The following is a 24266-nucleotide window of genomic DNA, read 5'->3' on the forward strand; positions in this document are numbered from 1 at the left end:
TGATGTGGAGGAGGTCCCCGGTGGATGAGCCGCGTGCCGTGGTCGCGGGTGCCGGAGCGACCCCGGAGGCCGTGGGGGCCCTGGGCGGTGGGGTGCCCGGGGAGGGGGCGCGGCCGGCGCTCGGGCCCGTGGTGCTTGTCGTCAGTGGGGTGCTCTCCGTGCAGTGGGGCGCCGCCGTCGCCGTGCTGTTGATGCCGCGGGCCGGGGTCGTCGGCGTGGTGACCCTGCGGCTCGTGCTCGCCGCCGTCGTCCTGCTCGTGATCTGCCGGCCCAGGGTCCGCGGTCACTCGCGTGCCGACTGGGGAACCGTGCTCGTCTTCGGGGCCGTGCTGGCGGCGATGAACCTCCTCTTCTACCAGGCCGCCGACCGCATCCCGCTGGGCGCCGCCGTGACCCTGGAGGTCCTCGGGCCGCTCGCTCTCTCCGTGATCGTCTCGCGCAGGCTCGGCAACCTCCTGTGGGCCGGGCTCGCGCTCGGTGGTGTGCTGCTGCTGAGCGGTGGCGGGTTCGACCGGCTCGACCCCGTGGGCGCCGCGTTCGCCGTCGCGGCGGGGGTGATGTGGGCGACGTACATCATCTTCAGCGCCCGCGTCGGGCAGCGCTTCCCGCAGGCCGACGGGCTCGCGCTCGCCATGGCCTTCGGTGCCGTGCTGACCCTGCCGCTGGGCATCCTGGAGGCCGGCTCGAAGCTGCTGGTGCCGTCCACGATCGGGCTCGGGCTCGTGGTGGCGCTGATGTCGTCCGTCCTGCCGTACACCCTGGAACTGCTCGCCCTGCGGCGGCTGCCCGCGCCGACGTTCGCGATCCTGATGAGTATCGAACCGGCCGTCGCGGCGATGGCCGGCTTCCTCGTCCTGCACCAGAGCCTGACCTTCACCGACGCGCTGGCGATCACGCTGGTCATCGCGGCGAGCATCGGCGCGGTCCGGACGCAGGCGGGTCGGCGCGAGGCGCAGAAGGCCGAGCGCGAGGCGGCGCGGACGAGACTGGCCGCCGTCAGGAGCGCCCGGAAGGCCCGGCCCGAGGCCGCGCCCACGGGCCCGGAAAGCGGCAAGAAGTAAACCAAGCACGCTTGCTTGTTTATCCGGGCGCTGCCATGCTCCGGGACACGTACGACGCCGTGTCCCGAGAGCCCGATCGGAGCGCATCCCGTGTCCGACCCTGCCGCGCCCATCCTCGACGATCTGCGCAGCGAGAGCGAGGAACTCGACCGGCTCGTCGTCGAGTTGGACGACACGAACTGGTCGCTCGCGACCCCTGCGGCGGGCTGGACCGTCGCCCATCAGATCGCCCATCTCGCCTGGACCGACACCGCGACCCTCCTCGCCGTCACCGACGAGAAGGCCTTCGCCGACGAGGCCGCGAAGGCGCTCAGCGCTCCGAAGACCTTCGTGGACGAGGGTGCCGAGGCCGGCGCCGTACTGCCGCCCGGCCGGCTCCTCGCCCGCTGGCGCGACGGCCGCGAACGGCTCCAGGAGGCGCTGCGCTCCCTGCCCGCCGGTGCGCGTTTCCCCTGGTACGGGCCGCCGATGAGCGCGCCGTCGATGGCCACCGCGCGCCTGATGGAGACCTGGGCGCACGGCCAGGACATCGCCGACGCGCTCGGTGTACGGCGCGAGCCGACAGCGCGGCTGCGGCATGTGGCGTGGATCGGCGTACGGGCCCGCGACTACGCCTACTTCGTACGCGGCGAGCAGCCGCCCGCCACCCCCTTCCGTGTCGAACTCACCGGCCCCGGAGGGGAGTTGTGGACGTACGGCCCCGAGGACGCCAGCCGGCGCGTCACCGGGCCCGCCCTCGACTTCTGTCTGCTCGTGACGCAGCGCGCCCACCGCGCGGACCTCGCGGTACGGGCCGAGGGCGCGGAGGCCGACCGCTGGCTGGACATCGCGCAGGCCTTCGCGGGCCCGGCCGGCCCCGGCCGCCCGGCGAAGGGGGCGTGAGGATGCCGGACACCCGCCCCGACCCCGGCGTCCTGCGGATCGCCAACGCCTCCGGCTTCTACGGCGACCGCTTCGACGCGCTGCGCGAGATGCTCACCGGCGGGCCCCTCGACGTCGTCACCGGCGACTACCTCGCCGAGCTGACCATGCTCATCCTCGGCCGCGACCGGCTGAAGAACCCGGCGTCCGGCTACGCCAAGACCTTCCTGCGGCAGTTGGAGGAAGGGCTCGGGCTCGCGCACGAACGCGGCGTGAAGATCGTCGCCAACGCGGGCGGGCTGAACCCGGCCGGACTGGCCGCCGCCGTACGCGAACTGGCCGACCGCGTCGGCGTCCCGGTGCGCGTCGCGCACGTCGAGGGCGACGACCTGCTGACCGCCCGCGACTGGGGCGAGGGCGTGCTCACCGCCAACGCCTACCTCGGCGGCGCCGGGATCACCGAGTGCCTGCGCGCGGGCGCCGACGTCGTGGTGACCGGCCGGGTCACGGACGCGGCCCTCGTCACCGGCCCCGCCGCCGCCCACTTCGGCTGGGACAGCCACAGGCCCGGTGATCTCGACGCGCTCGCGGGCGCGGTCGCCGTCGGACACGTCCTGGAGTGCGGCACCCAGGCCACCGGCGGCAACTACGCCTTCTTCGCCGCGCACGACGGCGGGAACGGCGTCCGCCGCCCCGGCTTCCCGCTCGCCGAACTCCACGCCGACGGCTCCGCCGTCATCACCAAGCACCCCGGCACCGGCGGGATCGTCGACATCGGCACCGTCACCGCGCAGTTGCTGTACGAGACCGGCGGAGCCCGGTACGCGGGCCCCGACGTGACCGCCCGGCTCGACACCGTACGGCTCACCCAGGAAGGCCCCGACCGGGTCAGGATCTCCGGCGTACGCGGCGAGGCGCCACCCCCCACGCTCAAGGTCGGGCTCAACCGGATCGGCGGCTGGCGCAACGAGATCGTGTTCGTCCTGACCGGCCTCGACGTCGACGCGAAGGCACGGCTGGTGCGGGACCAGGTCGCCGACGCGCTCGCGGCGACAGGCGTGGCGGGTGCGGCGGGTGTGCCGGGTGCGGCTGGCGCGGTGGGCGTCAACAAGCCGCCCGCCGAGGTCCGTTGGGAACTGGCCCGCACCGACAGGGCGGACGCCGACACCGAGGAGACCGCGAGCGCGCTGCTGCGGCTCGTCGTCCGCGACAGCGACCCGGACGCGGTCGGCCGGGCGGTCAGCGGCGCCGCCGTCGAGCTGGCGCTGGGCAGTTACCCCGGCTTCCATGTGACGGCGCCGCCCGGCAAAGGCGCGCCGTACGGTGTCTTCGAGGCGGCCCACGTGGCGGCGGCCGAAGTCCCGCACACCGCCGTACTGCCGGACGGCACGCGCGTACGGGTCCCGACTCCCGTACGCACCAGGTCACTTGAGCCGGTCCCCGAGCCCCCGCTCCCCGGCCCCCCGCTCCCCGTCGGCCCCACCCGCCGCGCGCCGCTCGGCCTGGTGGCCGGCGCCCGCAGCGGTGACAAGGGCGGCGACGCCAACGTCGGCGTCTGGGTCACCACCGACGCGGCCTGGCGGTGGCTCGCACACGAGCTGACTGCCGACCGTCTCCGTCAACTGCTCCCCGAGACCGCCGACTCGCCCGTCACCCGGCACGTTCTGCCGAACCTGCGCGCGCTCAACTTCACCGTCCAGGGCCTCCTCGGCGAAGGCGTCGCCGCGCAGGCCCGCTTCGACCCGCAGGCCAAGGCACTCGGCGAGTGGCTGCGCTCCCGGCACGTCGACATCCCGGAGGTTCTGCTGTGACCGTGCTCCACTCGGCGTTGGACCCCGCGTCCCCCGAACACGCCGCACAGCGCGCCGAGATGCTCACCAAGCTCGCCGAACTCGGCACCGAGCACGCCAAGGCGCTGGCCGGCGGCGGCGAGAAGTACGTCGCCCGGCACCGTACACGCGGAAAGCTCCTCGCCCGCGAGCGGATCGAGCTGCTGGTCGACCCCGACACCCCGTTCCTGGAACTCTCCCCGCTCGCCGCCTGGGGCAGCGAATACCCCGTCGGCGCGTCCATGGTCACCGGGATCGGCGTGGTCGAGGGCGTCGAGTGCGTCATCACCGCCAACGACCCGACCGTGCGCGGCGGCGCGTCCAACCCCTGGACGCTGAAGAAGGCCCTGCGCGCCAACCAGATCGCGCGGGAGAACCGGCTGCCGCTCATCAGCCTCGTCGAGTCCGGCGGCGCCGATCTCCCCTCCCAGAAGGAGATCTTCATCCCCGGCGGCGCGCTCTTCCGCGACCTGACGCGGCTGTCCGCCGCCGGGATCCCCACCGTCGCGGTCGTCTTCGGCAACTCGACGGCGGGCGGGGCGTATGTGCCCGGCATGTCCGACCACACCGTGATGATCAGCGAACGGTCGAAGGTCTTCCTCGGCGGACCGCCGCTCGTGAAGATGGCGACGGGCGAGGAGAGCGACGACGAATCGCTCGGCGGCGCGGAGATGCACGCCCGCACGTCGGGGCTCGCCGACCACTTCGCGGTGGACGAGCCCGACGCGATCCGGCAGGCGCGGCGGATCGTCGCGCGCCTCAACCACCGCAAGGCGTACGCCGATCCGGACCCGGTGAGCGCAGAGCCGCCGAAGTACGACGAGGAAGAGCTGCTCGGCATCGTCCCCGGCGATCTGAAGATCCCCTTCGACCCGCGCGAGGTGGTGGCGCGGATCGTCGACGGCTCGGACTTCGACGAGTTCAAACCGCTGTACGGGCCGAGCCTGGTGACCGGCTGGGCGCGGCTGCACGGCTATCCGGTGGGGGTGCTGGCCAACGCGCGGGGGGTGCTGTTCAGCGCCGAGTCGCAGAAGGCCGCGCAGTTCATCCAGCTCGCCAACCAGCGCGACATCCCGCTGGTCTTCCTGCACAACACCACCGGCTACATGGTCGGCAAGGAGTACGAGCAGGGCGGCATCATCAAGCACGGCGCGATGATGATCAACGCGGTCGCCAACTCGAAGGTCCCGCATCTGTCGGTCCTGATGGGCGCGTCGTACGGCGCCGGGCACTACGGCATGTGCGGCCGGGCCTACGACCCGCGGTTCCTCTTCGCCTGGCCGAGCGCCAAGTCGGCGGTGATGGGCCCGCAGCAGCTCGCGGGTGTGCTGTCGATCGTGTCCCGCGCGGCGGCGACGGCCAAGGGCCGGCCGTACGACGAGGACGGCGACGCGGCGCTCCGCGCGATGGTGGAGGCGCAGATCGAGGCGGAGTCGCTGCCGGTGTTCCTGTCCGGGCGGCTCTACGACGACGGGGTCATCGACCCGCGTGACACCCGTACGGTGCTCGGCCTGTGCCTGTCGGCGGTCCACACGGCGCCGGTCGAGGGTGTACGGGGCGGCTTCGGCGTCTTCCGAATGTGAGTGATTCCTCCGAATGTGGGTGATGAGGACTGTGATGATCTCGAATCTTCTGGTCGCGAACCGCGGCGAGATCGCCTGCCGCGTCTTCCGGACCTGCCGTGAGCGGGGTATCGGCACGGTCGCGGTCTTCTCGGACGCGGACGCCGACGCGCTGCACGTACGGGAGGCGGACACAGCGGTACGGCTGCCGGGATCGGCCCCCGCCGACACGTATCTGCGCGGCGACCTGATCGTGAAGGCGGCGCTCGCGGCGGGCGCGGACGCGGTGCACCCCGGCTACGGGTTCCTCTCGGAGAACGCCGAGTTCGCGCGGGCCGTGCTGGACGCGGGGCTGGTGTGGGTGGGGCCGCCGCCGGAGGCGATCGAGGCGATGGCCTCCAAGACGAGGGCGAAGGAGCTGATGGCGGCGGCGGGTGTCCCCCTCCTCGCGCCGGTGGACGCGGAGTCGGTGACGGAGGCGGACCTGCCCCTGCTGGTCAAGGCGGCGGCGGGAGGTGGAGGACGCGGGATGCGCGTGGTCCGTCAACTGCCGGATTTTGCCGACGAGTTGGCGGCGGCCTCGGCCGAGGCGCGGTCGGCTTTCGGAGACGGCGAGGTCTTCGCGGAGCCGTACGTGGAAAGGGGTCGGCACGTCGAGGTCCAGATCCTCGCCGACGCCCACGCCACCGTGTGGGCGCTGGGCACGCGCGACTGCTCGCTGCAACGGCGGCACCAGAAGGTGATCGAGGAGTCTCCGGCCCCCGGCCTGCCCGCCGAGCTGCGCGCGACCCTCACGGACGCGGCGGTCGCGGCGGCGCGCGCGGTGGAGTACCGGGGCGCGGGCACGGTCGAGTTCCTGATCTCGCCGGCGGGCCGCGCGTACTTCCTGGAGATGAACACCCGCCTCCAGGTCGAACACCCGGTGACGGAGGAGGTGTTCGGCGTGGACCTGGTGGCGCTCCAACTCGCCCTGTCCGAGGGGGCGAAGCTCCCCGAGAGCCCCCCGCCGACGCGGGGCCACGCGGTGGAGGCCCGCCTCTACGCGGAGGACCCGGCGCAGGGGTGGGCGCCGCAGCCGGGGCGGATTCATGAGCTGATGGTGCGGGGGGTGGGGGGTTCGGGTGGCGGGGCCGGCGCGGGGTCCGCCCACGCGGGCGGTGACGTGTTCCCAGGCGGGGACGGCGACGGCCTGCCGGGCGGGGGCGCCGCTGGGGGTGACCACCACCCGGGTCACGGCGACCGACCCCGCATCCGTGTCGACGCCGGGTACGGGCCGGGCGATCGCGTCGGGGTGCATTACGACTCCATGCTCGCCAAGGTCGTCGCCTGGGCGCCCACCCGGGCCGAGGCCGTCCGGCTGCTGGGCGATGCGCTCCGCCGGGCGCGGGTGCACGGGCCCGTCACCAACCGGGAGTTGCTCGTACGGTCGCTGCGGCACCCGGACTTCGCCGCCGGGCGCGTCGACACCGGGTTCTACGAGCGGCACCTCGGCGCGCTCACCGCACCGGAGGCCGAGGACCGGAATGCCCGGCACGCCGCCCTCGCCGCCGCCCTCGCCGATGCCGCCCGGCGCGGCCACCGCCTCGGGGGCTGGCGGAATCTCCCGTCCCAGCCGCAGACCAAGTCGTACGGCGACCACGAGGTCCGCTACCACCGCACCCGCGACGGGTTCCGCGTCGAGGACGACGCCGTACGCGCGGTCGCCGTCGCACCTCACCGCGTCACGCTCGAAGTCGACGGCGTCCTGCGCCACTTCGACATCGCCGAGTACGGCGGCGACCACGGCGGCGACCACGTCTATGTCGACGGCCCCACCGTCTCGTACCGCCTCCTCGCGCACCCCCGCTTCACCGACCCCCGCACCGCCCCCGCGCCCGGTTCGCTGCTCGCGCCCATGCCCGGCACCGTCGTACGGATCGCGGACGGGATCGGCGAGGGCAGTGCCGTGACCGCCGGGCAGCCGCTCGTCTGGCTGGAAGCGATGAAGATGGAACACCGCATCACCTCTCCCGCCTCCGGCACGCTCACCGCGCTCCACGCGACCCCCGGCAGCCAGGTCGAGGTGGGCGCGCTCCTCGCCGTGGTCACTCCCGCTTCCGCACCGGACACCGCACCGGACACCGCCCAGGAGGACACATCCGCATGAGCATCGTCGAAACGCAGGAACACCAGGACCTCCGCGCCGCCGTCGCGGCCCTCGGCCGCCGCCACGGCCGCGGGTTCGACCGCGACACCCTGTGGAGCGAGGCCGGCAAGCTCGGCTATCTCGGCGTCAACCTCCCCGAGGAGTACGGCGGCGGAGGCGGCGGCCTCGCCGAACTCTCCATCGTCCTCGAAGAGTTGGGCGCAGCAGGCTGCCCCCTGCTCCTCATGGTCGTGTCGCCCGCCATCTGCGGCACCGTCATCGCCCGCTTCGGCACCGAGGAGCAGAAGCGCGAGTGGCTCCCCGGGCTCGCCGACGGCTCCCGCACCATGGCCTTCGGCATCACCGAACCCGACGCCGGATCCAACTCGCACCGCATCACCACCACGGCGCGCAGGGCGGACAACGGGGACGGGGCGGACGGCGGCTGGATACTCACCGGCCGCAAAGTCTTCGTCTCCGGCGTCGACATCACCGACGCCACCCTCATCGTCGGCCGCACCGAGGACGCGCGAACCGGCTCCCTCAAGCCCTGCCTCTTCATCGTCCCGCGCGACGCCCCCGGCTTCCACCGCACGCAGATCGACATGGAACTCCAGGCCGTGGAGAAGCAGTTCGAGCTCGTACTGGACGACGTACGCCTGCCCGCCGATGCCCTCGTCGGCGACGAGGATGCCGGGCTCCTCCAGCTCTTCGCCGGCCTCAACCCCGAACGTGTCATGACCGCCGCCTTCGCCCTCGGCATGGCCCGCCACGCGATCGACAAGGCCGTCGACTACGCCAAGACCCGCACGGTCTGGAAACAGCCCATCGGCGCCCACCAGGCCATCGCGCACCCGCTCGCCCAGTCGCACATCGAGATCGAACTCGCCCGCCTGATGACGCGCAAGGCCGCGCACCTCTACGACGCGGGCGACGACGCCGGCGCGGGCGAGGCCGCCAACATGGCCAAGTACGCGGCGGGGGAGGCCTGCGTACGCGCCGTGGACCAGGCCGTACACACCCTCGGCGGCAACGGCCTGACCCGTGAGTACGGTCTGGCGTCCCTCATCACGGCCTCACGCGTGGCCCGTATCGCGCCCGTCAGCCGCGAAATGATCCTGAACTACATATCCCACCAGTCCCTGGGTCTCCCCAAGTCGTACTGAGACAGGCCATTCTGTCCGTCCACGCGTCGAAGGGGTCGTCGTCATGATCTTTCACAGCGAATACGCGGATGTCGCAACGGTCGACCTGCCGATCCACGACGCGGTGCTCGGCCGCGCCGCCGAGTTCGGTGAGGCCGTCGCTCTCGTGGACGGTACGAACGGCACCACTGTCACCTATGCCCAACTGGACCTCTTCCACCGCCGTACCGCCGCCGGGCTGCGGGAGGCCGGTCTGCGCGAGGGCGACGTACTGGCCCTGCACAGCCCCAACACCGTCGCGTATCCGGTCGCGTTCTACGGAGCCACCCGCGCCGGGGCCTCCGTCACCACCGTCCATCCGCTGTCCACCGCCGAGGAGTTCGCGAAGCAGCTCCGGGACTCCTCGGCCCGGTGGATCGTCACGGTCTCGCCGCTGCTCGAAGTCGCCCGCAGATCGGCCGAGTTGGTGGGCGGCATCGAGGAGATCTTCGTCTGCGACCGGGCGCCGGGCCACCGTTCGATCCTGGACATGATCGCCACCGAGACAGACTCGGCGGTCGACGTCGCCATCGACCCCGCCGAGGACATCGCCGCCCTCCCGTACTCCTCCGGCACCACCGCCTCCCCCAAGGGCGTCATGCTGACGCACCGCTCGATCGCCACGAACCTCGCGCAGCTCGACCCCGTCATGCCCATGCGCCCCGGCGACCGCATCCTCGCGGTGCTCCCGTTCTTCCACATCTACGGCCTCACCGCCCTGATGAACGCGCCGCTGCGGAAGGGTGCGACCGTCGTCGTGCTGCCGCGCTTCGAACTCGAACAGTTCCTCGGCGCGATCGAGACGCACCGGATCAACGGCCTGTACGTCGCACCGCCGATCGTCCTCGCGCTCGCCAAGCACCCGGCCGTCGGCCGCTACGACCTCTCCTCCCTCGACTACATCGTCAGCGCCGCCGCGCCCCTCGACGCCCGCCTCGCCGCGGCCTGTTCGGCCCGGCTGCGGCTGCCGCCCGTCCGCCAGGCGTACGGCATGACCGAGCTGTCACCGGGCACGCACGTGGTCCCGCTCGACGCCGAGAACCCGCCCGCCGGCGCCGTGGGCAAGCTCCTGCCCAGCACGGAGATGCGCGTCGTCTCCCTCGACGACCCCGGCAAGGACGCCCCCGTCGGCACCGACGGCGAAGTCCTCATCCGGGGCCCGCAGGTCATGAAGGGCTACCTCGGCCGGCCCGAGGAGACCGCCCACATGATCGACACCGACGGCTGGGTCCACACCGGCGACATCGGCCGGGTCGACGCCGACGGCTGGCTGTTCGTGGTCGACCGGGTGAAGGAACTCATCAAGTACAAGGGCTTCCAGGTCGCCCCGGCCGACCTCGAAGCACTGCTGCTGGCCCACGAATCCATAGCCGACGCGGCGGTCATCGGGGTCCAGGACGAGGACGGGAACGAGATCCCCAAGGCGTACATCGTCCGCCAGTCCGGGGCGGCGGGACTGACGGAGGCGGACGTCATGTCGTACGTCGCGGAACACGTGGCCCCGCACAAGAAGGTCCGCCGCGTCGAGTTCATCGGGGGCGTCCCGCGGGCGGCGTCCGGCAAGATCCTCAGGCGGGAACTGAGGGCACGCGAGGAGCGCGAGAGTCAGACGGAGACGGCGTGACGGCCCACGGGGTTGTCGGGCGCCGTGGAGAGTCAGTCGGCAGCGAGGTTTCCCAGATCCGTCACGAAGTCGGTGTACGACCGATTGCCCCCCACCGGATTGGCGATGAGTCCTGCTCGCTGCGCTTCACCCATGATGTCCGGGCCTTCGGTCTCCCGGTAGAGGGGAGTTCCGAGCCTGCTCCGGAGTAATTCCTTGGGATTCTTGATCGTGCCGGTGTTCTTCCCCCGTAATCGTGAGGGGACGCTCCAACCGGAGTGGACGGTGGGAAAGGCATCCGGAAAGAGGAGCAGCCAGGCTTCCGTCTCCTCGGCGGCGAGGGCGAGCACCGTGCCGCAGGGGCTGTGCTTCGCCAGCGCGTCGGCAAGACGGCTTCGGACAGCCGCGTACCCCGGTCCGGTGGGCGCGTCGAGGTCTTCGTGGACGATGATTCCCGACAGGCGGGCGCGGTCCCGGACGGCGCGGCCCTTCGCCTTGTTGACGATCGTGGCTATGCGCTTGGTGAGGTTGTCCCCGGTGGCCGTCTTCAGCCTCACGGGGTCGGAGATACGGACGAGCTTGCTCTTCAGAGCGGGTCGCAGTTCCCGGACGTGATCTCGTCGGCGGAGCCTCCGGTCACCCTGAAACCGATCGTGCTCAGTTGCGGCAACACCGAGCGCGCGTCCGCCAGCAGGCGGTCCCACGTCTCTTCGTCCGCGCTGAGTTCGAACAGGAAGTACGCGAGATTGTGTGCGTCGGACGCGAGGACGTTGCTGTCACCCATCAGGTGCCGTGACGGCCGCCGCGCGGCGGCCACGTCCACGTCGAATACGCGCAGTGAGGAGAGACGTCGTGCCACGGCTGTGACTTCTGCGCCCCCCTCCGTCTTGGCGAGCCGGGGCAGGGTCGACAGGCCGCTGCTCAGTTTGCTGATGCCGATGTCGCTGTGACCGGTCTTCTTGTCGCCCTGCGTGTTCGTGACAGTCGCCTTCTGGCCGGAGACGGTGATCCTCCGCCCCCGCCCGTGAGTGCGTTTGAACACGAATTTCTCGCGCCGCATCAGGATACGGCGGCCGTCGCGCCGACCCTCACCGGGCAGTGCTCGGCTTTGGACGGTCAGCTCGTAGTTGTCGGGGGCGTTGACCGTCGAGTGGGTGGTCCAGGTCGCGGTCAGCCCGATGCGCAACGTGCTCGGGGGCTTCTCGCCACCCCAGAAGGCCACCTCTTTGAAACCGCCTCGGGATTCGAGTGCCGGCTGGAGATCGGTGCGGATGATGTCCGCGAGGAAGCTGAAGACCTGGAGGACGTTCGACTTGCCAACACCGTTCGGGCCGACGAGCACGGTGAGGTCGCCGAGCGGAATGCTGACGTCTCGTAGGCTGCGGAAGTTCTCGGCCTCAAGCCGGAGCAGGCGTGCGGGCATGCGCAGAGACTACTTTGATCTGTCCGCGATCCGGTCTGTTTGCGACGTTCCTGGTGGGGCGCTGAGACCGAGGCAGGTGCGGCTGCGCGCGTTGGCGTCCGCGACGCGGGCGCTCAGCAGTTCGGCCGGGGTCGGTGGCCGTACGTGCGCGGGATCGGCGTCCCACTCCCGGCCGCCGCCGAGCGGGCGGAGCTGGACGTACGGTCCTTCGTGGGCCATGACGACTCCGACGCGGTCCGCCACCGTGTCGTGAACGGTGTCCCCGACTCGGACACCGTCTGTCACCGCACGGCCCCGTCCACGATCACGGCGGCGAGCGCGAGGGCGACGGGTGCGGAGCAGACGCCGAGATGGATGAGGGCGTAGCGGGTGGCGCGTCCGGCGTCGCTGTCATCGGTGACCGGCCACGGGGTACGGACATCCATCGCGGGCAGTTGAATGCCGACGCTCGTCAACGCCGCTGCCAGCGCGTCCCGCGCGTCGACCGCCTCTTGAATCTTGTCGGGGGCGACGTGCTGCGGGGTGCGGCGGGGGAGGGGCGGCTTGGGAGTCATGGACGTCATGGGGGGCTTCCTTCGGCTGGTTCTCGCGCGATTTCTCCACCCGGAGCGCTTGGTCGAATCACCATGCGTGAGGGGCTCCTTACGAGAATGCGCCTCCAAGGGAGCGGCCTAGCCCAAGGACAGGTGGTGCTTCCCTGGCAGCCGAAGCACCTTCCACACCTTCCACGAAGTGGGCGAAACGACTGTGGGCCGGTTTCCCCGGCCCACCTCACCCCACACCGCAACTCACATCGGGAGCCGCAAACCAGAGGGCTTACCCCTCGCTCGTCCGGATCTGCGCCCCGTGCTCGTTGAGCTCGTAGGTGCGTCGAGTGTTCTTCTCGATCTTCCGGGCGACCTCGGATCCGAGGTCGACGCCATTCATCTCAGCCAGCGCCGTCAGGTAGAGGAAGACGTCGGCCAGTTCCTCACCGAGGTCGGGCAGACCCTTGCGCCAGGCGGTGAAGGCTTCGCCGACCTCGGCGGTGAGGAGGCCGAACTCCAAGGCCACGTCTGTGGTGTTGAACCCCTTGGCGTTCTTGTTTTCCCAGGCGAGCTTCTGGGCGGATCCGATCTCCAAGACTCCTCCGGCGGCGGTGCGGCAGGTGCTACCGAAGCCTAGCGGGAGCAGTGTGACGGTGGGCAGGCTTCGTCGGGTCGTCACCCTGCCGATGGGAGTTCGAGGGTCGTGGTGTCGAGGGTGAGCACGCGGGTGTAGTCCGCGAGGGTGGAGAAAACCCGCTCGTAGCCGGTTGTCAGCGCGGACACCTCCTCCAGATCGACAGCCTCGCCGTCCCGTGAAAGAAGACGTCGGCGGATGACGGCTGGAGGCGCGGTCAGATGGATGAGTACGCCGGAGCGCTCGATCACGCTCTCGGCGAGATCGATGGCCTGGCTCCAGTTGATCCGGGACCGGCCCCGGTGAAGCGGACCGTAGACGAGTTCGCTGATGAAGCACCGGTCGAAGAGAATGCGTCCGTCCCCGGCGAGGATGGATCTGTAGCGACGGGCCAGGTCGAGGTTGTCCGGCGTCCTGGGGGAGTGCACCACAACGAAATCGTGGTGCGTCGACAAGCGCTCGGCGAGTGTGCTCTTTCCGACGCCGTCGCAGCCTTCGAGGACCAGTGTCCGGTAGTCGCCGGCGATCTCGTCGAGGTTCATGCCGCCGCCAGCCAGGCCAGGACGGCCTCGCCGTTGTCGAGGTGGGATTCGACTGCGTACTGAACCATGAGATTCCGCCAGTTGGGCTCCCTGCCGTGGGCGTGCGAGAACGACGGTCGCGGTTGGTAGGCCGCGATTCGTATGCCGCTGGCTGCAGCCGCACCGATCAGCAGAGCGGCTCCCGGTGGCGTCTCCGGGCCGGAGACGTCTGCCAGAAGCCGCGCGGCCGAGCACACAGCGGTCAGGTCGGCCAGGGCCCCGGCGACCGCATCCGTGGCCGTGAACCGTTGCGGCACCACCACTGTGTGGCCGGCATCAGCACAGGCCCTGGCCAGGTGATCCCCGCCCCTTGCCGTGTACGGTGACGCCTCCACGTAGACCGATGCCCCGATGACCGCAGGCGTCCCCGCGACCGCAGGCGTCCCCGCAAGCTGGGGGCCGCGATCCGGCAGGTCGAGCAGCGCCTCGACGGCGGCATCGAGGGCTGCGCTGGTCTGGGCCGTGTTGCGTAAGTGGAACGCCGTGAACCGGGAATGGTCAGGAGCTGACGTCCGGACCGGGGCTCCGAGCCGGGCGACACGTACGATGCGGGTGGCCAGGGCCTGAACGAGAGGGTCGGGGAATTCGAGGCGGGGGCCGGTCTCGGTCAGGGAGTAGGTCTGGAAGTCGGTGGTGAGGACGACTACCGCGATTCCGGAGGCGGCGGCGTAGCCGATCTCCATGCAGACCCCGTCGTCGAGACTTGGGCCGTGCAGAAGGGCGACCATGGCGTCGAGGTGACCGAGGCGCTCGCGGTCCAGCTCGAACAGCCGTCGCCCCTTGACCTCGGCGATCAGGCCCTCCTCGTCGGTGTCGCAGAACGGCAGGAAGACCCGCTCGGGACCGATCTCCGCCGCGATTCGCTCGGCGAGGTCGGCGGCGAGAGCGCGGTCGTGCGCGGCAAAGAGCCGGTGGGCTATGTAGACAGACACCGGACAGGGCCCCCAAATCGGTTGTCAGGCGCGGCGAGGCACGGGAATCGGAAGAGCCGGGGCCGCGACGTATCGAGTTGCGGCCGCTGTCGCTTCTGCAAGCGCCCGGGAGGTCGTCGCACCCTGCGAGCGGAGCGCCAGGAAGGTCCCGGCCAAGGTGTCTCCAGCACCGGAGACCTCGCGCGGTGGGTGCGCCGGGGGAACGACGGAGGCGGCCCGCTGTCCGAAGTGCCGCACCACGGCGGCCCGCGGACCGTCGGTGACGACCACCTCTGGGAGAGTGCGGGAGTCGACCATCTGCTCCAGGAGCCAGTACTCAGCCGCGTTGACGAACAGCGTGCTCGCCATCGGCAACCAGCGCCCGGCGGCGCGGATCATCGCCTCCGCACTCGGCAGAAAGAAGTCCAAGCTGAAGGCGGCCCCGTTCCGGACAAGTTGGCCCAGGACCGCCCCCACATCAAGCGGGCGGCGGCAGCACACGTGGTAGGGGCCGCGAGGGTGCCGATCCGTGTGCCGGAGCGCGTGCGCGGTCAGCCCCTCGGCCACGCCATAGTCGGGGTGAACAGCCACTAGATCGCCCTGCAGGTCGTACCGCAGGTCGAAGGTGGTCGACGCCCCGTCGGCCTGGGCGAGGGCGGACCAGTCGATCGTGTCGAACCCCGGGGCCTGTGGAAGATGGGCGAGATCGCCGCCGAGCACGCAGACAGGTGCGGCCCGGGAGCCGGCTCTTGTCACCGCCATCGACAGGAGCAGTGCAGCACCGCCGAGCCGTGCCCCACCCCGGTGATCGGGGTAGTGGGTCACGTCCCGGCTGATGTTGCCGATCACGTCGAGCCGTTTCACGGTTTCCCCCGATGGGTCAAGCGCGATGAGAAGGGTGCGGGCAGCCGACGACCTTGGTGCAGACCGGCCGCCGACGACAGAGCTGCGGGGCCGGCCCGTTGAGATAGAGCCGTTTGAAGTAGATCAGGACGAGGTGCGCCCACCAGGTGGGTTCCACCCCGCCGGGAATGGTGACGCGGTACCGGTGCTGAGCGGCCAGCGAGTGGAACTCGGCAGAGCGGGCGTGCACGGCGGCCTCAAGGATGTGGCGCATGCGCTCGTGTGCGACGGCGCCGGACGGGAGGGCGATGCCCAGCGCCGGCGCCAGCTTGCTGACCATGCCGGAGTCCACCGGGATGATTCCGCAGTGATACCCGCGCGCGGTGAGCAGAGCACACTGCGCCACCTTGTACGACGCCCCCCGCACGCGTCCTGCGAAGTCCGCCACGAGGCTGTCACAGGCAGCCGTCTCGGCGGTCGGGTCAGTGCCCTCTTTGTCCCAGTTCTGGAGGAGCTCGGCGAGGGACCGCAGGTAGTCGATCCGTGCCTGGGGCAGGCCGATGGGTCTGACGAGGGCGGCGAGTTCGGCGTCCGAGGCGGTGGCGAGACTGTCGAAGCCCTCGGTGTTCGCCGAGGCGATCACTCGCGCATACGTCTCCACCATCCGATAGGAGACCCGTGTTGACCAGCCGGCGGCGAGCATGCGCACCCGCGGGTCGCTGATCGCTGTCGGCCACCACCGGTTCTCGTCGTGGTTGGCTTCGACCTCCGCCCTCACATCCGGCAGGCCGGCGGCGTGAGCGACCAGCCGGTGAACGCGACGGACCTCAAGCGCGGTCGCCTTCGTACGTTGGGTCGTCATGGGCCAACTCCAGCACAGGCGCGGGCAGCCAGAAGTGCGATGGCGACATTGGACGAGAACACCGGCTTCCCGAGTCTCTGCTCCAGCTCGGTGATCACCAGCAGGGTGTGCCACCCGGTGCACGACAGAACTACCGCCTCGGCGGACCCGACCGCCGCCTTCGGTAGCTGTTCCACCAGACCAAGGATCCGGTCCGCCGTGACCTTGGGATATCCGTCGTACAGACCCAGGCTCACATGAGCCAGAACGTCGAACCCGGACTCGGCGAGTGCCACGCCTTCCGCCTCGGTCACCGGACCGGGGTAGGGCGTGGCCAGCACGACGCGCCTCACGGCTGCCTCGGTGAGAGCTCGCAGAAGAGCGTCGAAGGCGGTTACCACGCCGCTCGGCAGCGGCGGGCCGTTGATGAAGCCCGCCGATGTGCACGCCAGAACCACCGCGTCGAGCGAAACATGCGACAACGAGTCCAGGGCAGACGCCGAAGCCCCACGCAGCCCGTGCCAGAACGAGGGGTCGACCGCCGTCGTCCTGGACGCGGGTACGAGCCGCGCATGGTGGAAGACAGTGTGGCGCAGGCCGAGACGGGGCAACTCGGTCTCCACGGCGACGTTTGCCCAGGGCAGCAGAAGTCCTACACGGACAGTGCGGTGCGCCGCCGTGTCCAGGGCCGCCAGCCTCGCGAGCGCACCGTCAGGCAGCGGCGGCAACACGTTCTCCGTAGATCATGCGCGGCGCATGGTCAGTGATCACCAGGTCACCGGTGGTACCGAGTGGAATTGCCGTATCGCGTTCGACGATCTGGATCGAGTACGAGCCAAGCCGCCGCCACCAGGTGCCGCCCCTGCCGATGAAGTAGGAGTGGAGACCGGGCACGCGCAGACCGGTCGGGTAGACCCGCTCTTTCATCGGCCGGTCCCAGGTGAAGTCGATGTCTGCCTTCCACGATGGGAAGTGCTCAGCCGATGGCAACGGATCCAACTCGCCGAGCGCGGCCAGCGGGGTGCCCGGGAAGGCCCTCGCCAGGCGTACGTTCGTGCGGTGGCACAGCAGGCCGGCATCGAGAATCCCGGCCAGGCCCCGGAGATTCGCCACGTGGGTGCCGTGGGTCTCGCCGGGCAGACCGTAGATCAGGTTCAGGCCCGGAAGGAGCTTCGGCAGACCGCCGGGCCCGCGCTCGGTGCCCGCCTCGTTCACGTTCTCGACCGCACGCATCAGGATCTCAGGTGTGCAGGTGAGCGTGTTCCGCTTGATGACCGCCGGATCAAAGCTCTCGATGCCCATCGGCGCGCAGTTGCCCTCGGTGCAGTACTCCGCGACCAGTTTCGCGATCCGAAAGCCCACGGGCGCTGCGACAGAGAGGGGGTCTGCGTTGTCGATGTGGAGCACCTCCAACTCGGGGCAGCGCTCACGGATACCGGCGAGCAGAGCACGGATCGCTTCCTCGTCCCGATCGCGGTACGAGAAGAAGCAGGTCTGCTGGCCGAGACGGAAGTTCCGGACACCGGCCGCGTAGAGCTGGACGGTCTCGGCGACGACGTCGTCGACGTCGCGGAACGCGACGAGGGGCGACTTCGCCGGTTCGTTGCAGAAGTCGCAGAACTTGCGGCGGGTGCAGCCGCGGTACAACTCCAGCTCGGCGATCGGGCGCCAGGGCATCTGCTCGACGAGCCCCGTGAACGAGTCGCGGTCGCGCCGCATCTGTGCGTAGTCGGCCGGGCGTCGACTGCCGACCAGCAGGTCGCCGGACGTCACTGTGTGGGTGTGGACGGCGTCGAACAGACCGGCGTATTCCGCGGGAGTGGCCAGGGCGTAGGTGGACAGCGGGCCGAGGAGATACCGACGACCTCGCGTACAGGCGAGCGCGCGAGCGATGTCCTTCAACGATCCGTTGACGGCGTGCAGATGGACGGACGGGACTGCGTCTCCGGCTACGACAATCACGATCTCGGCATCACGCAGGAGCTGAATGGCACTGTCGCGATTGGCAGTGGTCGAGTAGGTCAACGGATCGCTCTGGGGCGGCTCGACGGCGGGCTTGCCGCCTGCCAGGCACCAGCGGACGTCGTCGACGGTCAGATACCGCACGTCCGCCTCCGGGCGCGCACGCCGGAGCGCCGACCAGGCGTTCCGGACGTACGTCGACAGGTATGGCGGAACGCCGAGACCGCTCGGCTCGACGGTGAAGCAGTCCAAGATCACTAATGGCTGCATGGTGTTATCCCTCCGGGGCTGAAGGCGTTGGTGACGTTTCCGGCGGCCTCCCCGCCTGAAAGGGCCGTCGGCCCGTAGCCCTTCCAGTCTCAGTCCGGGCGGAGCTCTGGAGGAGAGGGCGACGGGACTTCATTTGGTCGGTTGTTGCGCGGTTTCACCACTTGGTCCGCACGGGGTGAACTACCGTGCGTGAAGGGCTTGTTACGAACAAGAGCCCACGAAAGCCCCTGGTCCAACCGCCGGTGTGCGGTGCTTCCTGTGCGGGCCGCGCAAATTCCACACCTTCCACGGAGGGCAGCGCCATGCCGACGAGACGAGTGGTCACCGGCCGCAGCAGGGAACCCCGCGCGCGGTTCGCCGAGGAACTGCGCTCATTGCGCACCGCGCGGGGTGAGAGCCTGCGTCAGCTCGGTGAACGGCTGGGCTGGGACTGGTCGTTGTTCGGCAAGATGGAGAAGGGCGAGACGCTGGGCGGCCCGGAGGTCGTCCAGGCGCTCGACACGTATTACGGGACACCGGGGTTGCTGCTCGCGCTGTGGGAACTGGCGGTGAGCGACAAGTCGCAGTTCCGCGAGGGCTATCGGCGCTACATGGCGCTGGAGGCGGAGGCGACGAGCCTGTGGCACTTCGCGGTGAGTGTGCTGCCGGGGCTTTTGCAGACTCCGGGGTACGCGCGGGAACTGCTCGCGGCCGGTGGCCTCAAGGGGGAGGAGCTGGACCAGCAGGTTGAAGCGCGGATGGGGCGGCGGGAGTTGCTGGAGGGTGACACGGCGCCGCCGTTCCGCACGATCCTGTCGGAGGCGGTGCTGCGGACGCCGTTGCGGGATGTGGGGCAGTGGCGGCGGCAGTTGGAGCATTTGCGCGAGGTGGGGGAGCAGGGGGATGTGACTGTGCAAGTGCTCCCGCAGTGTGCGGGACCGCACGGTTTGGTGAGTACCGATGTCTGGTTCTTGCGCTTGCCGGAGGGGCGTGCCGTTGCGTACACGGAGAACGCCTACTGGGGCGAACTCATCGAGGAAAACCCTAGGGTTGAGCGATTGCAGCGTGCCTACGATGTGGTGCGCGACCGGGCTAAGTCCCCGCCTGACTCGCGGAAGTTCATCCTGCGCATGTTGGAGGAAGCGTCGTGCAGCACGAGGACCTGAGCGCTATCACGTGGCGCAAGAGCAGTCACAGCAACCCGGACGGCGGCGCCTGCGTCGAGGTCTCCGACGACCTCGCCCCCGTCGTCCCCGTACGTGACAGCAAGAATCCGCACGGCCCGGTGCTGGCGTTCGGCGTGTCCCGCTGGGCTTCGTTTGTCTCGGCCGTGAAGGTCGGGACCTTGGGCGCCTGACGCGTCAGATGTACGAGGCGGGCCCGCCGGCCGGTGAGACTGGTTCGCGGGTGCCGTCCGTCCCCTCCACCCACGCCGTGTGGCCTCCGTCGGCAGTCGCCGTGAGCCCGTACCGGTCGACGCTCGGGCGGCCAAGGCTCTGCCAGCGGGCGTGCGCGGCGGTGATCTCGTCCCACAGGCGCCGGGGACCTGCCTGGGTGACGGTAAAGCGGTCGGCATGGTGGCCGTCGTAGTCGACCGTGGCCCAGGACGGTCCGGTGTCGTCGGCCACGTCAAGACGCGTGGGAGCGTGATCGCCGCTGGTGTCCCAGCCGAAGTAGGCCCCTGGAACGGCGAGGCCGACGTGGAACTCCGCGTTCAGATCCCCTCCGGCGACGGCCCGCGGGGACAGGGCCGAGGACGTCATGTCTCCGGGCGGCGCCCTGCCGATTCCCGGTCCAGCTCGGCCAGAGCGAGCATGCGGAGTACCACGGAGGGCATCGACGCGGACGACGTCGGCAGTCCGTCGGTGAACTGGGTGACCAGCGGCTCGTCCCTGTAGGCCGCGCTCAACCATTCGTCCGGGGTGGTGGCCCGGTCGCACGGCCGATACCCGCCCTCCCCGTCGCGCAGCCAGATGAGAGCCGGGAGAAACAGATGCCGCGGGACCGCGCGCACAGCGCGGTCGAGAGCGGGCGGCAACGGCCCGACAAGTTGGGCGACCTCGGCAAGGAGCTGGTCGTTGCGGGCAACCGGCACCGCTGCCGCGCTCACCGCGCCTACTTCTTGTCCGCCGGAGGCGGCGGTGTCGGTTGTGGCGGTGGGACGGGCCGGTTGGGCTGGTGGCCGTCGTCGCCGATGGGGTTACGGTGTTCGGCCAGGACTGGGTCCACTCGTGCCTCCGAAGTGCCGTAAATGTGCCGTCCCAGCTGAGGGAACGATGCCCGGTCCTGTAGAGCGCCTGGGGCGCGTTCGTCGCGGTCCTGAAGCACGGCGAGTATCCAGGGCGCGCTTGATTGATACGGCGCGCGCTGTCACTCTCTGAGCCTTCGCATCCGGACCGAGAAAGGGAGACGGAGACCACGTGACGCTGGTCGCGACCGCGCACGAGCGCGGTATCACCACCTTGACCATGGACGCGCCGGCGAAGCGCAACGCCCTGTCGGCGCGGCTCGTCGACGAGTTGGCCGACGGGCTCGACGCGTGCGCCAAGAACCCGTCCGTACGGGCCGTGGTGCTCAGCCACACCGGGACCACCTTCTGCGCGGGCGCCGATCTGAAGGAGCCGCCGAACCCGTACACCTTTGTCGCGCTCATGCGGCAGATAGTCGCGCACCCGAAGCCCGTCGTCGCCCGTGTCACCGGCCATGTGCGGGCCGGTGGCCTGGGGCTGCTCGGGGCCTGCGACATCGTCGTCGCGTCCAGCGACTCGGACTTCGCCTTCACGGAGGTACGGATCGGCGTCGCGCCCGCCGTCATCTCGATGCCCCTGCTGCCCCGCATGGCGCCGCGCGCCGCCGCCCGTCACTACCTCACCGGCGAGACCTTCGGCGCGGCCGAGGCCCTGACCGACGGGCTGATCACCGAGACCGCCGACGACGTGGACACCGCGCTCGTCCCGCTTCTCGACGCCCTGCGAAGAGGCTCCCCGCAGGGCCTCGCCGAATCGAAGAAGCTGCTCAACGCGCGGGTGCTGGAGACCTTCGAGCAGTACGCGGAGGATCTCGTACAGCGCTCCGCGTCGCTCTTCGCCACGGCCGAGGCCCGCGAGGGCATGGCGGCGTTCATCGAGAAGCGGGACGCGGCATGGGTTCGGTAGCCGCGCCCAAGCAGGACCGCAGCCGTGTCACCCGCCGGCGGCTGCTGGAGGCCGCCGTGGCCTGCCTCGCCGAACACGGCTGGGCCGGCTCGACCGTCTCGGTCGTCGCCGAGCGCGCCGGGGTGTCGCGCGGCGCGGCGCAGCATCACTTCCCCACCCGCGAGGACCTGTTCACGGCGGCTGTCGAGTACGTCGCCGAGGAACGCACCAGCGCCCTGCGCGGCCTCGCGCCGACCGGGCCGGGCCGCCGCCGCGAGGTGGTCGAGGAGGTCGTGGCCCTCTACACCGGCCCGCTGTTCCGGGCCGCGCTGCATCTGTGGGTCGCCGCTTCCAACGAGGAGCAGCTGAGGGCCCGCGTCACCGAACTCGAAGGGCGCGTGGGGCGCGAGGCGCACCGGATGACCGTCGAACTGCTGGGCGCGGACGAGTCGGTGCCGGGTGTGCGCGAGACGATCCAGGGGCTGCTGGACATGGCACGGGGGCTGGGCCTCGCCACGCTGCTGACGGACGACACGCGGCGGCGGAAGCGCGTGGTGGCGCAGTGGGCGAGCATCGTGGACTCGGCGCTCAGCTGACGGGCAGGGGCCCGTGCCGGTCCGTGCGGCGTGGGGGCCCGTGCCGGTCCGTGCGGCGTCCCCGGCCGCCGGACGGGTCCGGGACCCGTCCGGCGGCCGAAGAGCGTGTCCGTCAGGACGCGATGTCGTCGTAGCCCTCGATCTCGCGCGGGTCGCGCGGGCCCGGGCCCACGTACCGCGCCGACGGCCGTACCAGCCGCCCCGTCCGCTTCTGCTCCAGGATGTGCGCCGCCCAGCCCGCCGTACGCGCGCACGTGAACATCGACGTGAACATGTTCGCGGGCACCTCCGCGAAGTCCAGCATGATCGCCGCCCAGAACTCCACGTTCGTCGCCAGCACCCGGTCCGGACGGCGCGTGTGCAGCTCCTCCAGCGCCGCCTTCTCCAGTGCCTCGGCGACCTCGAACCGCGGTGCGTCCAGCTCCTTCGCCGTACGCCGCAGCACACGGGCGCGCGGGTCCTCCGCCCGGTACACGCGGTGGCCGAAGCCCATCAGCCGCTCGCCCTTGTCGAGCGCCTTCTTCACATAGGCCGTCGCGTCGCCCATCCGCTCGATCTCCTCGATCATGCCGAGGACGCGCGACGGGGCACCGCCGTGCAGCGGCCCGGACATGGCGCCGACGGCTCCCGAGAGGGCCGCGGCGACGTCCGCGCCGGTCGAGGCGATGACTCGGGCGGTGAACGTCGACGCGTTCATGCCGTGCTCGGCCGCCGACGTCCAGTACGCGTCGACCGCCTTCACGTGCCGGGGGTCGGGCTCCCCGCGCCAGCGGATCATGAAGCGCTCGACGACGGACTCCGCCTTGTCGATCTCGCTCTGCGGCACCATCGGCACGCCCTGCCCGCGCGCCGACTGCGCCACGTACGACAGGGCCATGACCGCGGCCCGCGCCAGGTCGTCGCGGGCCGTGCGCTCATCGGTGTCGAGGAGCGGTTTGAGGCCCCAGACGGGGGCGAGCATCGCGAGCGCCGACTGCACGTCGACGCGGATGTCGCCGGAGTGGACGGGGATGGGGAAGGGCTCGGCGGGCGGCAGCCCGGGGTTGAAGGCGCCGTCGACGAGCAGGCCCCACACGTTCCCGTAGGAGACGCGGCCGACGAGATCCTCGATGTCGACGCCCCGGTAGCGGAGGGCACCGCCCTCCTTGTCCGGTTCTGCGATCTCCGTCTCGAAAGCGACGACTCCCTCAAGCCCGGGTACGAAATCGGACATCAGGCGGCTCCTCTGGTGTGACTGACGCGGAAGCGGTCGGCTGAACCGGACGACGGCTGACGGCCTACGGCCCGCGGATCCGATGTCAGAAGTTGTCGGCGCCGATACGGATCCGCGGTCGTTCTCGTACGACTCGCGGTCCGGAACGGTCATCCGTTATCACCGTCCTGCCCAGCACGGACATCGAATCAACCATGCCACGGCTCCGGCATTGCGGGAGTATGGGTCGCGTGCCTCACACTCCGTCCGCCGAGACCCCCGACCCCGCCGTGATGCGCGAGCAGTACCGCGCGGCCGCCTTCCTGGAGACCGACCTCGCCGCCGAACCGATGGACCAGTTCGCGAGCTGGTTCAAGGACGCGGTGGCCTGCGGTCTGCACGAGCCCAACGCGATGGTCGTCTCCACCGCGACCCCCGACGGCCGCCCCTCGTCCCGCACCGTGCTGCTCAAGGCCTACGACGGGCGCGGCTTCGTCTTCTTCACGAACTACGGGTCCCGCAAGGGCCGGGAGATCGACGCGAACGCTCACGTCGGCATCCTCTTCCCCTGGCACGCGCTGGGCCGCCAGGTCGTCGTGACCGGTACGGCGTCCCGTGTCGGCCGCGCGGAGACGGCGGCGTACTTCCGCACCCGCCCGCACGGCTCCCAGCTCGGTGCCTGGGCGAGCGAACAGTCCTCGCCGGTCGGCTCGCGCGCGGAGCTGCTGGAGCGGTACGAGGACCTGGCCGCCCGCTACCCGGCGGGCGAGGCGGTCCCGGTGCCGCCGTACTGGGGCGGCATACGGGTCGTCCCGGAGACGGTCGAGTTCTGGCAGGGGCACGAGAACCGGCTGCACGACCGACTGCGGTACGTGGCGGAGGACGGCGGCTGGCGGGTGGAGAGGCTCTGCCCGTAAGGGTCCCGGTCGGGGGCGGGAACGCAGACGACCCGCGTGCTCAGGTTCCTCCGGGGAGGAGCCGGCCGGACTTACCGGCGAGCACGCGGGTCGGGTGACTGCTTGGATTGGGCCGGTGGTTCACCGGCACCGCACGTGTGCGACGACGGGCGTCAGCCCGCAGCCACCTCACTTGTCCGGATTGAAATCACTTCCGAACCACCTCCCTTCTAGTGTGCTCACCACCCTAGG

The 24266-nt window shown here is 70.7% G+C and carries 26 protein-coding genes; 12 read left to right on the forward strand and 14 right to left on the reverse strand.

What is annotated here, in order from left to right:
• The first annotated feature begins 20 nt into the window (after nucleotides 1–20).
• The 7 genes from ACIBBB_RS24675 (at nucleotide 21) to ACIBBB_RS24705 (ending at nucleotide 10246) form a co-directional block, all read left to right on the forward strand.
• The gene (locus ACIBBB_RS24675; RefSeq protein WP_398985443.1) at nucleotides 21–1061 is read left to right on the forward strand and encodes an EamA family transporter; all 1041 of its coding nucleotides are present in this window, start codon (nucleotides 21–23) and stop codon (nucleotides 1059–1061) included.
• A gap of 90 nt (nucleotides 1062–1151) precedes the next feature.
• Nucleotides 1152–1943: a TIGR03084 family metal-binding protein gene (locus ACIBBB_RS24680; RefSeq protein ID WP_398985445.1), complete on the forward strand. Its 792-nt coding sequence runs from the start codon at nucleotides 1152–1154 to the stop codon at nucleotides 1941–1943.
• Between the two features lie 2 nt (nucleotides 1944–1945).
• Nucleotides 1946–3733 (forward strand): acyclic terpene utilization AtuA family protein, encoded by a 1788-nt coding sequence (locus ACIBBB_RS24685; protein WP_398985447.1) that lies wholly within the window; start codon nucleotides 1946–1948, stop codon nucleotides 3731–3733.
• A complete protein-coding gene (locus ACIBBB_RS24690; protein ID WP_398985449.1) occupies nucleotides 3730–5334 on the forward strand; it encodes an acyl-CoA carboxylase subunit beta in 1605 nt (534 codons plus the stop codon). Before ACIBBB_RS24685 ends, ACIBBB_RS24690 begins: the two co-directional genes overlap by 4 nt.
• A 34-nt stretch (nucleotides 5335–5368) precedes the next feature.
• Nucleotides 5369–7459 (forward strand): acetyl/propionyl/methylcrotonyl-CoA carboxylase subunit alpha, encoded by a 2091-nt coding sequence (locus tag ACIBBB_RS24695; protein WP_398985451.1) that lies wholly within the window; start codon nucleotides 5369–5371, stop codon nucleotides 7457–7459.
• The gene (locus tag ACIBBB_RS24700) at nucleotides 7456–8604 is read left to right on the forward strand and encodes an acyl-CoA dehydrogenase family protein (protein ID WP_398985453.1); all 1149 of its coding nucleotides are present in this window, start codon (nucleotides 7456–7458) and stop codon (nucleotides 8602–8604) included. Before ACIBBB_RS24695 ends, ACIBBB_RS24700 begins: the two co-directional genes overlap by 4 nt.
• A 43-nt stretch (nucleotides 8605–8647) precedes the next feature.
• Complete coding sequence (locus tag ACIBBB_RS24705) at nucleotides 8648–10246, forward strand: 4-coumarate--CoA ligase family protein (protein WP_398985455.1); 1599 nt, start codon at nucleotides 8648–8650, stop codon at nucleotides 10244–10246.
• 32 nt (nucleotides 10247–10278) lie between these two features.
• Here ACIBBB_RS24705 and ACIBBB_RS24710 read toward each other — a convergent pair whose 3' ends face one another.
• The 11 genes from ACIBBB_RS24710 to ACIBBB_RS24760 form a co-directional block, all read right to left on the reverse strand.
• Entirely contained in the window at nucleotides 10279–10782 is a 504-nt protein-coding gene (locus ACIBBB_RS24710) for a hypothetical protein (protein WP_398985457.1), read from the reverse strand.
• A 29-nt stretch (nucleotides 10783–10811) separates the two neighbouring features.
• The gene (locus tag ACIBBB_RS24715; protein ID WP_398985459.1) at nucleotides 10812–11648 is read right to left on the reverse strand and encodes an AAA family ATPase; all 837 of its coding nucleotides are present in this window, start codon (nucleotides 11646–11648) and stop codon (nucleotides 10812–10814) included.
• Nucleotides 11649–11657: 9 nt separating this feature from the next.
• Nucleotides 11658–11867, reverse strand: coding sequence for a hypothetical protein (locus ACIBBB_RS24720; protein WP_398985460.1), 210 nt, complete (start codon nucleotides 11865–11867; stop codon nucleotides 11658–11660).
• A gap of 62 nt (nucleotides 11868–11929) precedes the next feature.
• Nucleotides 11930–12202: a hypothetical protein gene (locus ACIBBB_RS24725; RefSeq protein WP_398985600.1), complete on the reverse strand. Its 273-nt coding sequence runs from the start codon at nucleotides 12200–12202 to the stop codon at nucleotides 11930–11932.
• Between the two features lie 262 nt (nucleotides 12203–12464).
• Nucleotides 12465–12770, reverse strand: coding sequence for a MazG nucleotide pyrophosphohydrolase domain-containing protein (locus ACIBBB_RS24730; protein ID WP_398985462.1), 306 nt, complete (start codon nucleotides 12768–12770; stop codon nucleotides 12465–12467).
• Between the two features lie 80 nt (nucleotides 12771–12850).
• On the reverse strand, nucleotides 12851–13351 hold the full coding sequence (locus ACIBBB_RS24735) for a hypothetical protein (RefSeq protein WP_398985464.1): 501 nt from the start codon (nucleotides 13349–13351) through the stop codon (nucleotides 12851–12853).
• The gene (locus tag ACIBBB_RS24740) at nucleotides 13348–14322 is read right to left on the reverse strand and encodes a nucleoside 2-deoxyribosyltransferase (protein WP_398985466.1); all 975 of its coding nucleotides are present in this window, start codon (nucleotides 14320–14322) and stop codon (nucleotides 13348–13350) included. Before ACIBBB_RS24740 ends, ACIBBB_RS24735 begins: the two co-directional genes overlap by 4 nt.
• Before the next feature lie 24 nt (nucleotides 14323–14346).
• Nucleotides 14347–15165, reverse strand: a complete 819-nt coding sequence (locus ACIBBB_RS24745) for a PfkB family carbohydrate kinase (protein WP_398985468.1) — start codon at nucleotides 15163–15165, stop codon at nucleotides 14347–14349.
• A 16-nt stretch (nucleotides 15166–15181) separates the two neighbouring features.
• Nucleotides 15182–16006 (reverse strand): hypothetical protein, encoded by an 825-nt coding sequence (locus ACIBBB_RS24750; protein WP_398985470.1) that lies wholly within the window; start codon nucleotides 16004–16006, stop codon nucleotides 15182–15184.
• Nucleotides 16003–16713: a hypothetical protein gene (locus tag ACIBBB_RS24755; protein ID WP_398985472.1), complete on the reverse strand. Its 711-nt coding sequence runs from the start codon at nucleotides 16711–16713 to the stop codon at nucleotides 16003–16005. Before ACIBBB_RS24755 ends, ACIBBB_RS24750 begins: the two co-directional genes overlap by 4 nt.
• Nucleotides 16697–18217, reverse strand: a complete 1521-nt coding sequence (locus tag ACIBBB_RS24760; RefSeq protein WP_398985474.1) for a radical SAM protein — start codon at nucleotides 18215–18217, stop codon at nucleotides 16697–16699. Before ACIBBB_RS24760 ends, ACIBBB_RS24755 begins: the two co-directional genes overlap by 17 nt.
• A gap of 302 nt (nucleotides 18218–18519) precedes the next feature.
• Between ACIBBB_RS24760 and ACIBBB_RS24765 the strand changes: the two genes are divergently transcribed.
• Both ACIBBB_RS24765 and ACIBBB_RS24770 read left to right on the forward strand, forming a co-directional pair.
• Nucleotides 18520–19362 (forward strand): helix-turn-helix domain-containing protein, encoded by an 843-nt coding sequence (locus ACIBBB_RS24765; protein ID WP_398985476.1) that lies wholly within the window; start codon nucleotides 18520–18522, stop codon nucleotides 19360–19362.
• Entirely contained in the window at nucleotides 19344–19553 is a 210-nt protein-coding gene (locus ACIBBB_RS24770; RefSeq protein ID WP_398985478.1) for a DUF397 domain-containing protein, read from the forward strand. The genes ACIBBB_RS24765 and ACIBBB_RS24770 overlap by 19 nt, the downstream gene beginning before the upstream one ends.
• Nucleotides 19554–19557: 4 nt before the next feature.
• On the opposite strand, the gene ACIBBB_RS24775 is transcribed toward ACIBBB_RS24770, so the two are convergent.
• Both ACIBBB_RS24775 and ACIBBB_RS24780 read right to left on the reverse strand, forming a co-directional pair.
• A complete protein-coding gene (locus ACIBBB_RS24775) occupies nucleotides 19558–19959 on the reverse strand; it encodes a hypothetical protein (protein ID WP_398985480.1) in 402 nt (133 codons plus the stop codon).
• The gene (locus tag ACIBBB_RS24780; RefSeq protein WP_398985482.1) at nucleotides 19956–20306 is read right to left on the reverse strand and encodes a hypothetical protein; all 351 of its coding nucleotides are present in this window, start codon (nucleotides 20304–20306) and stop codon (nucleotides 19956–19958) included. Before ACIBBB_RS24780 ends, ACIBBB_RS24775 begins: the two co-directional genes overlap by 4 nt.
• A 310-nt stretch (nucleotides 20307–20616) precedes the next feature.
• Between ACIBBB_RS24780 and ACIBBB_RS24785 the strand changes: the two genes are divergently transcribed.
• Entirely contained in the window at nucleotides 20617–21351 is a 735-nt protein-coding gene (locus ACIBBB_RS24785) for an enoyl-CoA hydratase family protein (RefSeq protein WP_398985484.1), read from the forward strand.
• The gene (locus ACIBBB_RS24790) at nucleotides 21339–21926 is read left to right on the forward strand and encodes a TetR/AcrR family transcriptional regulator (protein WP_398985486.1); all 588 of its coding nucleotides are present in this window, start codon (nucleotides 21339–21341) and stop codon (nucleotides 21924–21926) included. The genes ACIBBB_RS24785 and ACIBBB_RS24790 overlap by 13 nt, the downstream gene beginning before the upstream one ends.
• Before the next feature lie 112 nt (nucleotides 21927–22038).
• On the opposite strand, the gene ACIBBB_RS24795 is transcribed toward ACIBBB_RS24790, so the two are convergent.
• Complete coding sequence (locus ACIBBB_RS24795; RefSeq protein WP_398985488.1) at nucleotides 22039–23139, reverse strand: citrate synthase 2; 1101 nt, start codon at nucleotides 23137–23139, stop codon at nucleotides 22039–22041.
• Nucleotides 23140–23360: 221 nt separating this feature from the next.
• Between ACIBBB_RS24795 and pdxH the strand changes: the two genes are divergently transcribed.
• On the forward strand, nucleotides 23361–24035 hold the full coding sequence (gene pdxH, locus ACIBBB_RS24800; RefSeq protein ID WP_398985490.1) for a pyridoxamine 5'-phosphate oxidase: 675 nt from the start codon (nucleotides 23361–23363) through the stop codon (nucleotides 24033–24035).
• The last annotated feature ends 231 nt before the right edge of the window (nucleotides 24036–24266 follow it).

Source organism: Streptomyces sp. NPDC051217 (assembly GCF_044455465.1).
Lineage (GTDB): Bacteria > Actinomycetota > Actinomycetes > Streptomycetales > Streptomycetaceae > Streptomyces.

Bases quoted from the DNA above. Each gene is read 5' to 3' on its own strand.
- ACIBBB_RS24725 (WP_398985600.1), bottom strand. From the start codon at position 12,202: ATGACTCCCAAGCCGCCCCTCCCCCGCCGCACCCCGCAGCACGTCGCC.
- ACIBBB_RS24715 (WP_398985459.1), bottom strand. From the start codon at position 11,648: ATGCCCGCACGCCTGCTCCGGCTTGAGGCCGAGAACTTCCGCAGCCTA.
- ACIBBB_RS24795 (WP_398985488.1), bottom strand. From the start codon at position 23,139: ATGTCCGATTTCGTACCCGGGCTTGAGGGAGTCGTCGCTTTCGAGACG.
- ACIBBB_RS24775 (WP_398985480.1), bottom strand. From the start codon at position 19,959: ATGACGTCCTCGGCCCTGTCCCCGCGGGCCGTCGCCGGAGGGGATCTG.
- ACIBBB_RS24700 (WP_398985453.1), top strand. From the start codon at position 7,456: ATGAGCATCGTCGAAACGCAGGAACACCAGGACCTCCGCGCCGCCGTC.
- ACIBBB_RS24765 (WP_398985476.1), top strand. From the start codon at position 18,520: ATGCCGACGAGACGAGTGGTCACCGGCCGCAGCAGGGAACCCCGCGCG.
- ACIBBB_RS24705 (WP_398985455.1), top strand. From the start codon at position 8,648: ATGATCTTTCACAGCGAATACGCGGATGTCGCAACGGTCGACCTGCCG.
- ACIBBB_RS24685 (WP_398985447.1), top strand. From the start codon at position 1,946: ATGCCGGACACCCGCCCCGACCCCGGCGTCCTGCGGATCGCCAACGCC.
- ACIBBB_RS24790 (WP_398985486.1), top strand. From the start codon at position 21,339: ATGGGTTCGGTAGCCGCGCCCAAGCAGGACCGCAGCCGTGTCACCCGC.
- ACIBBB_RS24750 (WP_398985470.1), bottom strand. From the start codon at position 16,006: ATGACGACCCAACGTACGAAGGCGACCGCGCTTGAGGTCCGTCGCGTT.
- pdxH (WP_398985490.1), top strand. From the start codon at position 23,361: ATGGGTCGCGTGCCTCACACTCCGTCCGCCGAGACCCCCGACCCCGCC.
- ACIBBB_RS24720 (WP_398985460.1), bottom strand. From the start codon at position 11,867: ATGGCCCACGAAGGACCGTACGTCCAGCTCCGCCCGCTCGGCGGCGGC.
- ACIBBB_RS24760 (WP_398985474.1), bottom strand. From the start codon at position 18,217: ATGCAGCCATTAGTGATCTTGGACTGCTTCACCGTCGAGCCGAGCGGT.
- ACIBBB_RS24695 (WP_398985451.1), top strand. From the start codon at position 5,369: ATGATCTCGAATCTTCTGGTCGCGAACCGCGGCGAGATCGCCTGCCGC.
- ACIBBB_RS24735 (WP_398985464.1), bottom strand. From the start codon at position 13,351: ATGAACCTCGACGAGATCGCCGGCGACTACCGGACACTGGTCCTCGAA.